Below are 15,806 nucleotides of genomic sequence, written 5' to 3' on the forward strand. Positions count from 1 at the left end.
TGTATATCATCATGGAAAAGAACGGCATCAAGGCTGATAAAATGCCCGAAAGTATGCAGATGACATCAGTGACAGATTTTAAAACCGGCCGCAGGTATCTGCATAATTTAGATAAAATAGTGGTGAGTCAGGTGCAGTAGATGTTTGTAGCAGATTTGTTATCCGCCCCATAAATGGGAAGGCAATGAAAGGACCGTAATCATCCTATTTCCAACTCATCCCCGCTTATTCCATCCAGTTCCTGTGGATTATGGCTTACAATTAGCGCGGTTGCGCCGAGTTCTGCAAACAACCCTTGCAGATCTTTTATCAAAGCGGATTTCATTTTAAGATCCAGGGCCGAAAAAGGCTCATCCATCAGCAATAGTTTTGGTTTGATAGCCAATGCCCGCAGTATAGCCAGTCGCTGTTGTTGGCCGCCGGATAGGTGGTTTGGTTTGTGATCTGTGAAATCGCCCAGTCCGCCGATCTTTAACAGGCGGCTTATCCATTGGATATCATCAGTAGCATACTCCAGATGCTGTTTCACGGTCATGTTTGGGAACAGGGCGTAATCCTGAAAAACAAAGCCAATATGCCGTTGCTGCGGACTTAAGTTTATCTGTTGAGAGGCATCAAACCAAGCTGTATTATTTGTTTTGATGATGCCGCTATCAGGTGTTATCAACCCCGCTACCATTTTAAGGAACGTGGTTTTACCCGCGCCGGATGGGCCGGTTATACGGGTGATGCTACCGGCAGAAAATTTCTTTTTTATCTGCAGTATCTGTAAGCCATTATAAGCTTTTAGTCCTTTTTTAATATCAACTGTTATCATTCTAACGGACTTTTTGCCTGGTATTTATTGTAAATGAATACGCTTAGCACCATTACAAAAGTAATAGCGAACAGTATAAGCGAATAGTTATTTGCGGCAGTATAATTCATCTGCTCAACCGAGTCATAAACCGCTATGGATGCAACACGTGTAACTCCGGGGATATTCCCGCCTATCATCAGCACCACACCAAACTCGCCCAATGTATGTGCAAAGGTGAGTACCGCCGCGGTGAGTAACGATGGTTTTATGTTGGGCAATAATACATACCTGAAAGTTTGCCACTGCGTTTTACCTAAAGTATATGATGCCTGCGATAGCGATACCGGCAATTGCTGAAACGCCGACTTTACCGGGCTTATCATAAATGGCATGCTATAAATAACCGATGCCAGTACCAATCCCTGGAAAGAGAATACAAACTGCACATTAAAAGTTTGCTGAAGCCAATGCCCCAAACCGTGTTGCGGACTAAAAGCAAGCAGCAAATAAAAACCCAATACTGACGGCGGCAACACTAAAGGCATAGTAATTATGGCCTCTATAATTGTTTTTATTAGCGATCGCTTTTTGGACAGCCACCAGGCCAAAGGCAAGCCAATAAGCAGCAATATCAATGTGGTGATAGCCGCTAATTTTAAGGTAAGCCAAATAGGTGACAGGTCCATTATTTTATAAAGTGTTGTAGCCGTAAGCTTTAAAGATCTTTTTAGCAGGCGCGCTTAATATGTACCGGTAAAATTTTTCGGCTGAGGCATTTTGTTTGGCATGTTTTAATACCACCATGGCCTGTTCTATAGGCGCGTAGGTTTTATTATCTACCAGTTTGTAGAACAGCTTTTGTTTGTTGGCGCCATCTTTTATTAATGATAACGTAGTAAAGCCAACCTGCACAACGCCGGTGGTTATGTAGGTATTTACCTGGGTAATGCTTTCGCCAAAAACTACTTTGCTTTTTACTTTATCGTATACGCCTGCTTTGGTAAGTGCCTGTTGCGCGGCTTTGCCATAGGGTGCAATAGCAGGGTTGCCAATAGCCACTTTTTTAACGGGATTTGTTAATAAGAGTTTGTTCCAGTTTGTAAAATCGAGGTTTTGTATGCTGCAGATAATAAGCACCCCCTGTGCGTAAACAACAGCATTTTTTATAGTGAAACCATCTTTCTGCAGTGCTTGAGGGAAATCCCTATCGGCGGACAGGAATACGTCATAAGGCGCGCCATGGCGGATCTGGGTAGCCAAATTACCCGATGAGCCGGATATTACGTCGATATCTATCTTGGTCCTCGCTTTAAAGTCGCGTTTCAGATCTTTCATAACAGGCTGCAGATTGGCTGCTATAGCTACTTTTATGCTTTGTGCATTTACAACCGCGGCAGAAAAACACAAAGCGATAAAAATCAGCGAAAACGTTTTAGTGAATAGTTTTATCATCATTGTTCTGTTGTTTCACAAAATACGTAATATTGGCATATTGGTACAAATGTTAAATGATAACAGAATCAGCTACATTTGTTAAAGGCGCTTTGCCAATTAGCGCTTAACCAGCTCACATCTTTAAAAAAGCAAATGAAAAAACTCATTACAAGCGTGCTGCTTTCGGTTGCAGTTGTGTTTAGCGTATGCGCACAAGTGCCAAAGTTTATCACTGTTAAAGGTAAAGAAATTATCGGTGTAGATAACAAGCCTTTCCTGATGCGTGGAACCAATTTAGGTAACTGGCTGGTGCCCGAAGGTTATATGTTTAAGTTTAAAAGCGTTAACTCGCAACGCTTAATAAACGAGGCCTTAACCGAATTGGTTGGTCCCGAAGAGATGAAATTGTTTTGGCGAAAATTTCAGGACACTTATGTTACCGAGGCGGATATCCAATTCCTGAAAGCATCCGGCATGAACTCCATCCGTATCCCGTTTAATTACAAACTGTTTACTTATGAAGATTATATGGGCCAGAACAATCCCAACCGTGGCTTCGAACTGCTGGACAGGGTGATAGGCTGGTGTAAAAAAGCAAACTTATATGTAATGCTGGATATGCACTGCGCCCCGGGCGGCCAAACCGGCGATAATATTGATGATGGTAATGGTTATCCATTTCTGTTTACAAGCGCGGCAAGCCGCAAGCTAACAGCTGATATATGGCGCAAAATTGCCAATCATTACAAGAACGAGACCATTATAATGGGATACGACCTGCTAAACGAGCCCATTGCCCATTATTTTAAGGTAGATGAGTTGAACCCGCATTTGGAGCCGACTTTTAAACAGATAACTGCCGCAGTGCGTTCGGTTGATAAAAACCACATTGTATTTATTGGTGGTGCGCAATGGGATAGCAACTTTAAACCGTTCGGTAAGCCGTTTGATAGCAAAAGCGTTTATACCTTTCATAAGTACTGGACAGAACCGGTACAAAAGGTGATACAGGATTATGTAGATTTTCGCGACAAATACAATGTGCCTATTTATGTTGGCGAAACAGGCGAGAACACTGATGAATGGGTAAGAGATTTCCGCATCCTGTGCGAAAAGAACCGCATTGGCTGGCATTACTGGCCATACAAAAAACTCGACAATTTAAAAGGCATCACCAGCTTTAACGTGCCCGATGGCTACGACGAGATAATAGCCTACACAGAAAAGCCCCGTGCAAGTTTCGAGGAGATCCGCAAAGCCGCCCCTGCCGACAGGGAAAAGATCAAAAAAGCATTATATGGATTTTTAGAGAACAGCAAGTTTGCTAATTGCATCCCTAATAAAGGATATATTGAAGCATTAGGGTTGAAGGTGCCGGGTAAATAGTTAATTATTTAAAAGAAAGTTTACTTCAATTAACAGAACAGGCAAATTTCGAATTACTATTGCCCATATAATATCATCAGAAACCGTATCATAACCATGTATGATACGGTTTCTTGTATCAATAATTTTCTTGATATCTGTTATTTTAATATCGGGCTGAGTTTTAATTATCCGATTTGCCGCCTCGCCAATTATTTCAACATTTCTTTCAATCGCCCTTTTGGTTTTAAGGTCTTTTTTAAAATCAAAAAAGTTCTTTTTATCAGGAAGAAAAGTATCTATTTCAATGATGGCCTGCTTAATATCTAAAAGCCAGGTTTTAACCTCATCTTCCATAAATAAGCACTTTTGTGTTATCGATTTCCCTTTTTAGTAACGGATTGGTAATTGCTTTTTCTTCTAAAAGGTCTACCTGGCGATGGAGGATATCTTCAAGCTGAAATTTTACAGCAAAGTAATTGTCAGAGTAATCGAGAGGGTCATTGCTATCAATATCAACAACAAGATCAATATCACTGTTGATATTAAAGTTATTGGTTATTACAGAACCAAAAGCAAACAGCGATCTCACCTTGTGCAAATTGCACAATTGGTTTATTTGGGTGATATGCTTTTGTAATTCGTTCATCAAAACAAAGTTAGAAAATATATAGCTTACTTATCGGTCAGCATTATTGGGTTACTCTTGCCATTACCAATGATGATAACTTTTGTATTTGGCGATAGGGCAATCTCTTTTTGGGCTTTGATGGTCTCGTATTGTAGTTGCTTATCAGATAAACCGGTCGAAAGGATCTTTTGATAATCGGCAATACCTTGCGCTTCTACACGTTTACGGTCGGCTTCCTGGCGTTCTTTCTGCAGCACAAAGGTCATTTTCTGCGCTTCCTGCTCGGCATTTATTTTTGATTCGATACTTGCCTTAACAGATGGCGGTAAAGAGATATTGCGGATTAATATCTGCTGAAGATCGAGCCCGCGTTTTTCAAAACTTAGCGAGATGGTACTGTTTATTTTATTCTGAAACTCCTGCCTTTTTATAGAGTATAGATCTACCGCGGCATAATTTACAGCGTTATCGCGTATGGCAGTGCGGGCTACAGTACGTACAATCTTATCAACGTAATCCATACCAATGTTTTGCATAATAAAGGGCGCCTTTGCCGCATTCACTTTATACAAAACGGATAGGTCAATAGTTACTTCCAACCCGTCAGACGATAGCACCCTAATGGCATCATCGCCCTGCACCTGGCCTTCGGTATGTACCGCGCTCATGGTATAGTTTTGTGTTTGGATGTCAAAGGTAGTTACATCAACCAGCGGGTTAATTATATGCAGGCCACTTTCCAGCACATCATTCTGTACTTTACCAAACAGTATCTGCACACCAACCTTACCCGGGTCTATTACTTTAAAAACAGAAAAAACTAAGCCGATAGCTGCAATAGCAATACCAACAATGCTTATTAAGCCGCCAAAGCGGCCAACAGGCTCTGGCGAACGTTTTACCATTATGCCCGCAATAAGCACAACAATACCAACAATAATTAAAAACATTGTATATTTTGGTTTAAGGTTTATTTGTTTTGGATATTTTAGAATTTAGATACCGCGATCTGTTGATTGTTACAATTACTTATTATTCTGCATACTCCTGATCTCTTTTATCAGGCGGATTTTTAGGGTAATAATAATACCCGCAATAAATGCGCAAGCCAATACATATTCGTACCGCCCATGCTCAACTGCCGACCATATTACAACAATACATATAAATATAACAATGTTGTAAAACACATTAAGTGCTACCTTTTTGCCCATATTAGTACACGTTTAGTTCCGGGTCTATCTCGGCTTTCCAGGCTAATATACCGCCTTGCAGGTTGCTTAGGTTTGTATAGCCTTGTGCTTCTAACTGCATAATAGCTGCTGCGCTGCGTTTACCGCTACGGCACATTACCACAACAGGCTTATCTTTAGCTACTTTCTCAGCTTCAATTAAAATGCCGCCAAGTGGTATCGATAGTCCGCCAATGTTTGATGTTTCGTATTCAAAATCCTCACGAACGTCTATTAATTGAAAATCTTCGCCTTTATCTAACTTTTCTTTAAGTTCCTGTACGCTTATTTCTTTCATCTTAAATGTAATTATTAGTCAAAGGTATGTTTTTCTATATCAAATATTTGAGCATATTTTGTAACAAACAGTACCTAAGTGCGTTTTAATAGCATAAGAATAAATTTTACACAATAGCTTAATGAAGAAAATAACCAGATTTTTTTGGTTCTGTTCCGGCGCGCACGTGGACACGCTAAAGAAATACCCTATAGAACATAATAAGTATGTGGGCATTGGTGCCACCATATTTTTCACCGCATTGTTTGCGTCCTTATCCGGCGGATACGCTATGTATTTTGTATTCAGCGGTAATGCTTTTGCCGTTGGTTTTGCCATTTTGTTCGGCCTTATATGGGGCACGGCCATCTTTAATATGGATAGGTACATTGTATCCAGCATTAACAAAGAGGGCAGCATGAACCAGCAAATTTTACAGGCAACGCCCCGTATTTTACTGGCCATTATGATAGGGATTGTAATTTCCCGGCCGCTGGAGCTGAAGATATTTGACAAAGAGATCCGCAGTAAATTAAAAACGGCCTACCTAAAAGGCCAGCATACCAAAATAGATAGCCTGCAAAAAACCTATCAGCAAAAATACGCGCAAGAGCTGGGTAAGAACACCGATCTGAAGAAGGAAAAGGATTCGCTTGAGCGAGATATAAACCGCTCGCGTTATCAATTGAACCAGGAGGTTTTTGGGGATAAAACCAATCAAACATCGGGTATTATTGGTTATGGTACCTATGCCAAACAAAAGGCCGATGTGTTAAAGGAAAAAGAGGATAGACTGAAAACCGTCACCGATAATTTGGGGCAGATGGATAGCTACCTTGGTCAGCGTAAAGATTATGAAGGGGTAAACTCTACCCGCCTTTTTAACGAGAAACAACTGGACAGCCTCTCGAATGTGGCGGGTTTTGCCGATAGAAACTGGGCGCTGGGCCAACTATCCTACAATGTAGACGGATCGCGGGATATAGATACCTACATGGCTATTTCATTTATTGGTTATCTGTTTATTTTGTTTGAGTGTTTACCGGTTTTTGTAAAACTGATGTCGCCCAGGGGGCCTTATGATACGGCGCTTGCAAAAACAACGGAGGCTAATAACTATTACGCCGATAAAGATAAAGACCGCGATATAGCTGTTACCGATAATACTTATGACCATAGCCTGAATACCGATATCGACCGGCGAAAGCAGATCATAACCGCGCAATCGGAGTATGACCTGGGCAGGCAAAGCTATGATTAGCAGGTTTTTTCTTTCGCGTATTTTGTAATAAAATTGATAGATAATAATTACTGATTTAATTGGTAATTTCATCACCTGAATCATATCATACAATGAAGAAAATATTTTTAATGGCGGCAGCGGCATTTTTTGCACTTGCCGCTAACGCGCAAGCTCCTGCGCGTAACGGGGTTTACTACCTGGTATCTTTCCCTAACGCGGCCCACCACGAGGCCGAAATTACCATGACACTTACTGATGTGCCATCTATTGGGGCACTTAAGGTACGCATGAGTCGCTCGTCGCCGGGCAGGTATGCTACACACGAATTTGGTAAAAACATATACAACGTAAAAGCTACCGATATTAGCGGTAAAGAGCTATCTATAAAACAGGTTGAAGGCGATGTATATGAAGTTGCCGAGCACGGAACGGTAGTAAAAATAAGCTATACACTTTTTGGTAACCATACTGATGGTACCTATGTAGGGATTGATGCAAGCCACGCTCACTTGAATATGCCCGCGAGTTTTATGTGGGCAATAGGAATGGCTAACAGGCCGGTAAAGTTTGAGTTTAACGATCTTGACAAATATGGATGGAAAGTAGCTACACAGTTAAAGCACGAAGGTGATAATGTTTACAGCGCGCCCGATCTGCAATATATGATGGATAGCCCTACCGAGCTTTCTAATGTTAAAACAAACTATTGGGATGTTGTTAACACCAATGGCAAAAAACAAAAGATGGGCATTGCTGTACACTCAGATGATGACCAGGCCACGGTAGATAAGTTTGCCACCATGGTGCAAAAAGTTGTGCTGGAAGAGAAAGCCGTTTTTGGCGAACAGCCCGATTATGATTATGGCAGCTATACCTTCCTTGATGATATCCACCCAACAAATTTTGGTGATGGCATGGAACACCGCAACTCAACTTGTATTGTTGACAGATCAGAGAAGATCGCCGGTAACGAGAACAACCTTTTGGGTACTTACTCGCACGAGTTTTTCCACAGCTGGAATGTAGAGCGGATCCGCCCAAAATCATTAGAGCCCTTTAATTTTGAGCATGCCAACATGAGCAGCGAGCTTTGGTTTGCCGAAGGTTTTACACAATACTACGGTGAATTGATACTTGCCCGCGCCGGTTTTAATTCGATTGATGATTATACGGGTACTATTGGCGGTCTTGTCAATTCGGTACTGGCGCCCCCCGCACCTGCAAAATATTCGCCGGCACAAATGAGCCGTTACGCGGTATTTACCGATGCCGGTGTAGCGGTAGATGCTACTAACTATACCAATGTATTCACCAGTTACTATGTATATGGCGGCGCAACTGCACTGGCACTTGATCTGCGTTTACGCAGCGAGTTTAAAATTACGTTAGATGATTACATGCGCCAGGTTTGGCTGGCTTATGGCAAAACCGGGAAACCATACACCATTCCCGATCTGCAGAATGTGTTAGGTAAGGTAACCAATCCTAAATTTGCCGCGGCGTTTTTTAACGATTACATATACGGCGTTAAAAAGAATAATTACGAGGCATTGCTGGCTAATGCAGGTTTGCTATTGCAAAAAGCATCACCGGGCAAAGGTTGGATGGGCCGTATTCAGGGCCGCCCGGGTAATGGCGGGCTGGTTATTACAGGCTCAACTTCATCAAACAGTCCTGCTTATAAAGCCGGGTTAGATGCTAACGATACAATCCTGCAAATTGATGGTAAAGATGTAAAAGAGGCAGCCTCAATAAACGATATCATTAAAGATAAAAAACCGGGCGATAAAGTAAGCGTAAGCTACAAGAACCGCACCGGCAAACACGAAGGCACTATTACATTAGAAGAAAGCCCTTCTGTAGAGGTAGTGACCTACGAAAAAGCAGGTAAAGAGTTAAGCCAGCAACAAAAAGATTTCCGCAGCAACTGGTTATCATCAAAAGTTAAATAAACATGAAAGTAAAAATTTTAATAGCGATAACCGCTTTAGCCGCAGCCCCGGTTCTGGGCTTTTGTCAGGATGTAAACAAACTGATAAAACAGGATGATGTTGAACGCATAATTAAAACCCTTAGCGCCGACGAGATGGAAGGCCGTGGTACTTTTACCAAAGGGATTGAGAAAGCGGCAACTTTTATTGAGGGAGAGTTTAAAGCTGCCGGCTTAAAACCAATGACAGGCAATACCGGCTTTCGCCAGAGTTTTGCAATGTTAAATACCAAGCCGGTAAGTTCAAAAGTTACTATAAATGGCGCAGACGTTCCTGCCGATAAGGTGGCTATCAGTTCTTCATCATCGTTTAACTGGGCAAATGCTGATGGAGTTCAGGTTGTAAATATTGCAGCCGGTAAAGATTTTATGACCGAGTATAGGACTGTAGTTAGCAGCGGTAAAAAGCAAGTTGTTTTAATAGATACCAGTTACGCTAAAATATTTACCAGATTGGCCGGGCGATACAAAAGAGAAACGTCTTCTTTTAAAGGAGATAATAGCGCACCAGCTATAGTATTTGTACTGGTCCCCTTTGGCGATGTAAAATCACTAACGGTTAATTACGAAGTTCAAACAACCGAAAAACCCTTGTTTAACGTGGTTGGTGTTATCCCCGGTAAAACAAAACCCGATGAATACGTGGTGTTTGGCGGTCATTACGACCACTTAGGTTTCATTAAACCTATGGAAGGTGATAGTATTGCCAACGGTGCTGATGATGATGCATCGGGCACAACGGCGGTTATCAGTTTGGCTAAATATTATAAAAAGCTAAATAATAACGAGCGTACGCTGGTATTCGTGGCCTTTACTGCCGAGGAGATCGGTGGCTTTGGCTCCCAATACTTTTCTACCAAATTAGATCCTGATAAGGTTGTAGCCTTATTCAATATCGAGATGATAGGCAAGGCTTCAAAATTTGGTGAGAACTCGGCATTTATAACAGGTTACGAAAAGTCTGATTTTGGCCCTATGCTGCAACGCAACCTGGAGGGAACACAATTTAAATTTTACCCTGACCCATATCCGGAGCAAAACCTTTTCTATCGTAGCGATAATGCGACACTGGCAGCATTGGGCGTGCCTGCGCATACCATATCAACAGATCAGATAGATATTGATAAGTTTTATCATACCGTAAAGGATGAGTACAAAACACTGGATGTAAATAACATTGTGGCCACTATTCGTGCTATTGCACTTAGCTCGCGCACTATAGTTTCGGGTAAGGATACACCAACCCGCATCCCCAAGCTGAAGAAATAATTAAGAAATATATAGGCATTAGGAAGGCTCAAACAATTGTTTGGGCCTTTCTGTTTAAAAGCTAAATTAATCTGAAATATTATGCAATGGTTTGGCAGGCGCGAAAGCAGTAACACAGAAGATGGCAGTGCAAGTGGCGGCCGTGGATTAGCCCTTGGTGGCGGTGTGGTGGGTATTATTGCCGCCGCGATTTATTTTTTTACGGGGGTAGATCCGTCTGCCGTACTTAACCAGGTGCAGGGTGGCGGTGCCCCGCAAGAAAACAATCAGGCGGCCATAGCTGACACCAAAGAAAAGAAATTTGCCAAAGTTGTACTTGCCGATACAGAAGATGTATGGACTAAGCTTTTTAACGATATGGGTAAAACCTATGAAAAGCCCACCATGCACTTTTTTGAAGCTGCTGTGAATACGGCTTGTGGCCAGGCCGGCGCTGAAACAGGCCCCTTTTATTGCCCGGGCGACCAGAAAGTATATATCGACCTGTCTTTTTTTGATGAGCTGTCTAACAAGTTTGGAGCGGCGGGCGATTTCGCGCAGGCTTATGTTATAGCCCACGAGGTTGGCCATCATGTGCAGGATCTGCTTGGCTTATCAGCCAAAATGGAGCAGGCGCGCGGTCAGCTTAGCGAATCGGAGTACAACAAACTATCGGTAAAACTGGAGCTGCAGGCCGATTTTTATGCAGGTGTTTGGGCTTACTACGAAAAGAATGTTAAGAATGTACTTGACCCGGGAGATATTGAAGAAGCCCTGAACGCGGCACATCAGATAGGCGATGACCGACTGCAAAAAGAATATCAGGGAGAGGTACGCCCTGACAGTTTTACCCACGGCACCAGCGCACAACGAATGTATTGGTTTAAAAAGGGTTACGAAACGGGCGATGTAAGCCAGGGAAATACGTTTGCGACGACTGATCTGGAGTAGATCAATTTAACGATTTGCAAAAGTTAAGCGTTCATGTTCACGGCTGTGAACACCCGTGAACATTAGTAATCATCTTAAAATCAATTGGTTAATATTTGCTAAGTGACAAAATAGCGTCACCGCATTATTCGTTTATTTAATTTGGGTCTACTATCGCCCTTATCCTGTCCTCGGCCAATTTCACCAATTCATCAACCGAGCGAGTGCCTGGTTCAATAGGCTCAAGTACTTCCCATTTCATGGGGGTGAAGGTATTCAATGGGTACAAGCCATATTGTATCATTTTCCAGGAATCGGTAATGGCAACTGGTACTAACAGGGCATCCGGGCATTTTTTTAGCAACGTTGCTACACCGGCCGATTGAAAAGGCTTTACCTTGCCATCTTTAGAGCGTGTCCCTTCCGGGAATATCACGGCTCCCCATCTGTTTTCTTTCATCCTTGTAGCAAATTTCACCAGTTCGGTTATGGATTGGCGCGGGTCTTTCCTGTCTATATTGGCGCCGCCGCCATGTCTTAGGTTAAAAGATATGGATGGGATGCCTTTGGTTAGTTCAAGCTTTGAGATAAATTTCGCGTGATATTTGCGCAGGTGATATATCATCGGTGGGATATCAAACAAGCTTTGGTGATTGGCCAGAAAAATGATAGGCCGGCCAATGGGCAGGTTTTGCTTATTAATGAAAATTACCCTATTACCTATAATGTAAAAGGTAGATGTCAAAAAAAAGTTCAGTATATCTACACACTTTTTATGTGCCGAATACCCACCCAGTTTAAGGCAGAGCCATTGGATTGGATGAAATATCACCAGCAATAAAAGAAATGCTAAAATGGAAAACGGGGATAGGATATAGCCTAAAAACTTTTTCATGAACCCCGCAAATTTAAAGTTTTTTTGAAGATTTGATAAATCTTAGTTTACAAAGTGTTCTCTAACTGCATTAAACGGGCTTTAAGAACTGCCGCCACCGCTAATGAGTCGGTTATCTCGCCGGCGCAAACCATGCGGTATACTTCATCAAACGGTACCTTGTTTACAATCAGTTGCTCGGTATCCTCTGGTTCAGCTTCAAATTGTTCCAGGCCACGGGCAACATACAGGATGCAAAGCTCATCGCTTATGGAATTGGAAAGGTGCATGCGTTGTATCTCGGTCCACCGCGAGGCTTTTAACCCTGTTTCTTCCAGCAGTTCGCGTTTAGCAGATTCGAGTGGATCAACCCCAATAATACCGCCTCCTTCGGGTAATTCCCAGCTATACTGGTTTAAGGTAAAGCGATACTGGCCTACCAGGTAGGTGTTCATGTCATCATCTAAAGGCAAAATACCAATGGCAATATTTTTATAATGCACCTGTCCGTAAATGCCCGGGTTGCCCGATGGGTTGATCACCTGGTACTCGGTAACGTTTATCCAGGGGTTATCATAAATTTCCTTTTCAGAAGTGATTTTCCAGGGGTTTTCGGTAGGGTGGTACATGGGAATAAAGATAGTAATTCTGTGTGTTTCCCATGCGTCATTGAGGTACGAAGCAATCTCTTGCATGCATATCGCCGACCAGTCCTAAAGAGATTGCTTCGTACCTCGCAATTGTAAAGGTCAACTAATTCGGTAACAGAATTAGCTTTAAAGAATAAAGCTAAAACGTTATGCGAAACATTAACAATGACCTCACTTTAAAACGTAACTATTTAAATAAGTATCGCTTTCTGATAAGGGAATATGAGCAGGTAAAACGGGGAGAGCATGCCGTTTTCAGGTTTGCCAAAGACTTCTATTCAGCCCATGATACCGATCCCCGGAGTTTTTTAAAGTACTACAACCTGTATAAGCAATCGGGTAATGAACTTGACCTGCTGCCGGGCAAACGCGGTCCTAAATATGGCAGCCGCAGGCCATCGCCCGAGGATGAGCAGCAAGTATTGCAGCTGCGGGACCGGGGCTGCAATAAATTCGAGATCACTAACCAGCTTCAGCGCAAATCAAATAACTTTACACCGTCTCCTTCAGGGGTATACAACATCCTTAAGCGGCATCATCGTAACCGTTTAAAGCAGGCAGACCGGGAAGTAAAACGAAAGATTATTAAAGAACGCATGGGCCAGTTAGGACATATCGACTGTCATCACCTGAGTAAAAGTGTGATCCGTGGGCAAAACAGGAGGTTATACCTGCTTTGCGTACTGGATGATTATTCGCGCCTGGCCTGGGCGCAGGTGATGGAAGATATTACAGCACTTACCACCATGTTCACTGCCATGCATTGTATGCAGGCACTCAAACGGGAGTTCGGCATTCAGTTCGAAGAGATCATCGCTGATAACGGCCCGGAGTTTGGAACATCTGCCGCTCTGCAAAAGCGCAATCATCCTTTTGAGCGAATGTTAATGGAGACCGGCATCAAACGGCGTTACATGCAGCCTTACCGGCCGCAAACCAACGGCAAGGTGGAACGCTTCTGGCGCACGCTCAAAGAAGACCTTATTGAAGATACCGACTTTGACAGTTTGGAGGAACTGGAAGACGAACTACTTAAGTACCTTGTTTATTACAACTGGGAACGACCACATCAGGGGATCAGCGGCAAGAAACCTATCGATATGGTCACCCTAAACAACAAATAAAAATACCTGATTCTGTTACCGAATTACGTAACCCTTACAGCAATGACGGGTTTTATAATGCAGTGCCTCGGGCGATGCAATCGCTAACCCATTTTAAGCACTCGTCACAGACCTACCGTGTACCCACATCTCTTCGACATACGTCTATTCTATGACCCGTTGGGTCTACCGCTTTGTAGGCAATGAAAAGAAAATAGTTTTGCCCTGTTAAGGGCTACCCTTTGTTGGCTTTACCAATGTAGAACAATGCAATTTGCCTACCTGTCTGATGGCTGGGTAGCCGCTATGCGGCACAAATCACATTTATTATTATTATCTACAAAGCGGTAGACCCTATGGGTCATTGCCTTCCTGCATTTTAAAACTTGTGGGTACACGGTAGGTCACAGACGAGCGCAAGATAAAAGGATATGTTTTTTAAGTTTTAACGCTTTCTACCGCCACCTCTTTCCTTTTCAAATATCCCGGTACGTTAACCAGCAGTATCCCTACCAATATCCCTATCAAACTTATCAGTTGGGCCATATTTACATGCTCATTTATCAGCAGCCAGCCTAAAAACACCGCCACTACCGGGTTTACATAGGTATGCGTGCTGATAATAGCCGGAGGCTTAATGCTTAACAGCCACACAAACGACAGGTAGGCCAGCAGTGAGCCCATTATGATCAGGAATATCAGCCCCGCCCATGCTTCGGCAGATACATTGGCGAAAGAAAACCCAACCTGCTCACTTTTGGCGAAAGCGATACCTATACTTGCTATACCTGCTGCCAGTAATTGTACGCTTGCATTCATGGTAGATGAACTGTTGCCTTTACTGTCTTTTGTTATTAACGAACCCAGTACCCATAAAACGGCGCTAAATAATACCACCACGCTGGCAATAGTAGCCATGGGCGATGGGTTGGCTACCGCGACACCCAGCTTAAGAAACAGGAATATACCGGTAAAGCCAATAAGCAGGCCGCTAAGTATGTATTTGTTGGAGAAGTATTCCGACCAGTTTTTTCTATCGAGTAATAAAAATATGAGCGGCTCGGTAGCAATCAGTATCGCCGCCTGGCCCGAGCTGATGTATAGTTCGGCCCAGGCTATCAGGCCTGTGCCGCCCACAAGCATCAATGTGCCGCTTATGGCCTGGCGAAGCATGAATTTTCGTTCGGGTAATTGTTCGCCTTTTATTTTACACCATGCCAGCATTAATACACCTGCAGTTAAATAGCGCAGGCCAACCAGTATAAACGGTGGGAAACCCTTTAAGCCATAAGCCACCGCCAGGTATGTTGAACCCCATATAACGTATATGTTGAAAAACGCGAATGCAACTAATAGGGGTGAAACCAGTTTCTTTGTCATTGCAGATGTTATTTGATTTTTACTATCATTATTAATAACGGTGGTAAAAGTAAATAGTTTTTTACTATCATAACTATTTTTGATAGTAAGAATTTAATATATTTGATATGCGATGAATAAAGAGAGGAATATAGCGAATCTGCCTTTAGACGGAGGCTTATTGTGCCTTGATTTTGTAAATACTGTGCAAGCCCGTAAAAAGGAAGCATCCTACGAGTATTTGCCAAATTATGCCGCCTTTTTGCAGTGGTGTATTAAGCTGAATATCATCAGCCCCAAAGAGGTAACGGAATTTGAAAAAATTGTAGAACATTCGCCTGCATCTGCTATTACGGCCTATCATCATATTATAATAGCCCGCGAATTACTATATAAAATTTTCTCTGCCAAAGCCGATGGCAAAACGATAGAGGAAGATGTTTTAAACAGATTTAACGAAATACTTGCCGAGGCCTTACAGCATATTGGCTTCGAGGATACAAAAGAGGAATTGCAGGAGTGCTGGCTAAACCCCGACACCGATATTGCTGCCCCTTTATGGAAGGTGATGAAATCGGCTTATGATATATTAACCGTACCAGCGGCTAAATATGTAAAAGAGTGTTCGGCCTGCGGATGGCTGTTCCTTGATAAAAGCCGTACCCATACCC

Annotated in this window: 18 protein-coding genes; 7 read left to right on the forward strand and 11 right to left on the reverse strand. The window is 42.7% G+C overall.

The genetic code is table 11. The annotated features are described in order from the left end of the window. Nucleotides 1–199: 199 nt before the first annotated feature. From JWQ85_RS16155 to modA, 3 genes are read right to left on the reverse strand one after another with little or no spacing between them, the layout of a single operon-like run. Entirely contained in the window at nucleotides 200–817 is a 618-nt protein-coding gene (locus JWQ85_RS16155; RefSeq protein ID WP_299469810.1) for an ATP-binding cassette domain-containing protein, read from the reverse strand. Further along, entirely contained in the window at nucleotides 814–1,485 is a 672-nt protein-coding gene (gene modB / locus JWQ85_RS16160) for a molybdate ABC transporter permease subunit (RefSeq protein ID WP_299469812.1), read from the reverse strand. Before modB ends, JWQ85_RS16155 begins: the two co-directional genes overlap by 4 nt. A gap of 4 nt (nucleotides 1,486–1,489) precedes the next feature. Next, nucleotides 1,490–2,254, reverse strand: coding sequence for a molybdate ABC transporter substrate-binding protein (gene modA / locus JWQ85_RS16165; RefSeq protein WP_299469814.1), 765 nt, complete (start codon nucleotides 2,252–2,254; stop codon nucleotides 1,490–1,492). Nucleotides 2,255–2,386: 132 nt separating this feature from the next. Here modA and JWQ85_RS16170 point away from each other — a divergent pair, with 132 nt between their 5' ends. Continuing rightward, entirely contained in the window at nucleotides 2,387–3,619 is a 1,233-nt protein-coding gene (locus tag JWQ85_RS16170) for a cellulase family glycosylhydrolase (RefSeq protein WP_299469816.1), read from the forward strand. On the opposite strand, the gene JWQ85_RS16175 is transcribed toward JWQ85_RS16170, so the two are convergent. The 5 genes from JWQ85_RS16175 to JWQ85_RS16195 form a co-directional block, all read right to left on the reverse strand. Further along, nucleotides 3,620–3,955, reverse strand: coding sequence for a HepT-like ribonuclease domain-containing protein (locus JWQ85_RS16175; RefSeq protein WP_299469818.1), 336 nt, complete (start codon nucleotides 3,953–3,955; stop codon nucleotides 3,620–3,622). Beyond that, on the reverse strand, nucleotides 3,945–4,247 hold the full coding sequence (locus JWQ85_RS16180) for a nucleotidyltransferase domain-containing protein (RefSeq protein WP_299469820.1): 303 nt from the start codon (nucleotides 4,245–4,247) through the stop codon (nucleotides 3,945–3,947). Before JWQ85_RS16180 ends, JWQ85_RS16175 begins: the two co-directional genes overlap by 11 nt. A 26-nt stretch (nucleotides 4,248–4,273) precedes the next feature. Further along, nucleotides 4,274–5,179 (reverse strand): prohibitin family protein, encoded by a 906-nt coding sequence (locus JWQ85_RS16185; RefSeq protein ID WP_299469822.1) that lies wholly within the window; start codon nucleotides 5,177–5,179, stop codon nucleotides 4,274–4,276. 75 nt (nucleotides 5,180–5,254) lie between these two features. Beyond that, on the reverse strand, nucleotides 5,255–5,443 hold the full coding sequence (locus JWQ85_RS16190) for a DUF6358 family protein (protein ID WP_299469824.1): 189 nt from the start codon (nucleotides 5,441–5,443) through the stop codon (nucleotides 5,255–5,257). Nucleotide 5,444: 1 nt separating this feature from the next. Next, entirely contained in the window at nucleotides 5,445–5,759 is a 315-nt protein-coding gene (locus JWQ85_RS16195) for a rhodanese-like domain-containing protein (protein ID WP_299469826.1), read from the reverse strand. A 121-nt stretch (nucleotides 5,760–5,880) separates the two neighbouring features. Between JWQ85_RS16195 and JWQ85_RS16200 the strand changes: the two genes are divergently transcribed. From JWQ85_RS16200 to JWQ85_RS16215, 4 genes are all read left to right on the forward strand, one after another. Next, the gene (locus JWQ85_RS16200) at nucleotides 5,881–6,999 is read left to right on the forward strand and encodes a DUF4407 domain-containing protein (protein ID WP_299469828.1); all 1,119 of its coding nucleotides are present in this window, start codon (nucleotides 5,881–5,883) and stop codon (nucleotides 6,997–6,999) included. A gap of 92 nt (nucleotides 7,000–7,091) precedes the next feature. After that, on the forward strand, nucleotides 7,092–8,933 hold the full coding sequence (locus JWQ85_RS16205; RefSeq protein WP_299469830.1) for a M61 family metallopeptidase: 1,842 nt from the start codon (nucleotides 7,092–7,094) through the stop codon (nucleotides 8,931–8,933). A gap of 2 nt (nucleotides 8,934–8,935) precedes the next feature. Then, nucleotides 8,936–10,240, forward strand: a complete 1,305-nt coding sequence (locus JWQ85_RS16210; protein ID WP_299469832.1) for a M20/M25/M40 family metallo-hydrolase — start codon at nucleotides 8,936–8,938, stop codon at nucleotides 10,238–10,240. An 81-nt stretch (nucleotides 10,241–10,321) separates the two neighbouring features. Beyond that, complete coding sequence (locus tag JWQ85_RS16215; RefSeq protein ID WP_299469834.1) at nucleotides 10,322–11,170, forward strand: neutral zinc metallopeptidase; 849 nt, start codon at nucleotides 10,322–10,324, stop codon at nucleotides 11,168–11,170. Between the two features lie 136 nt (nucleotides 11,171–11,306). On the opposite strand, the gene JWQ85_RS16220 is transcribed toward JWQ85_RS16215, so the two are convergent. After that, on the reverse strand, nucleotides 11,307–12,044 hold the full coding sequence (locus JWQ85_RS16220; RefSeq protein ID WP_299469836.1) for a 1-acyl-sn-glycerol-3-phosphate acyltransferase: 738 nt from the start codon (nucleotides 12,042–12,044) through the stop codon (nucleotides 11,307–11,309). Nucleotides 12,045–12,091: 47 nt separating this feature from the next. Next, nucleotides 12,092–12,652, reverse strand: coding sequence for an NUDIX hydrolase (locus tag JWQ85_RS16225; RefSeq protein WP_299469843.1), 561 nt, complete (start codon nucleotides 12,650–12,652; stop codon nucleotides 12,092–12,094). A gap of 170 nt (nucleotides 12,653–12,822) precedes the next feature. On the opposite strand from JWQ85_RS16225, the gene JWQ85_RS16230 reads away from it, so the two are divergent. Then, on the forward strand, nucleotides 12,823–13,797 hold the full coding sequence (locus tag JWQ85_RS16230) for an integrase core domain-containing protein (RefSeq protein WP_299469838.1): 975 nt from the start codon (nucleotides 12,823–12,825) through the stop codon (nucleotides 13,795–13,797). 417 nt (nucleotides 13,798–14,214) lie between these two features. On the opposite strand, the gene JWQ85_RS16235 is transcribed toward JWQ85_RS16230, so the two are convergent. Beyond that, nucleotides 14,215–15,156 carry an EamA family transporter gene (locus tag JWQ85_RS16235; RefSeq protein ID WP_299469839.1) on the reverse strand — a complete coding sequence of 314 codons (942 nt, stop codon included), beginning with the start codon at nucleotides 15,154–15,156 and terminating at the stop codon, nucleotides 14,215–14,217. A gap of 112 nt (nucleotides 15,157–15,268) precedes the next feature. Here JWQ85_RS16235 and JWQ85_RS16240 point away from each other — a divergent pair. After that, on the forward strand, nucleotides 15,269–15,806 hold a 538-nt coding region (locus JWQ85_RS16240), incomplete at its 3' end, for an ABATE domain-containing protein (RefSeq protein ID WP_299469841.1).

Origin of the sequence: Mucilaginibacter sp. (assembly GCF_028288105.1) — a bacterium.
Taxonomy (GTDB): Bacteria; Bacteroidota; Bacteroidia; order Sphingobacteriales; family Sphingobacteriaceae; genus Mucilaginibacter.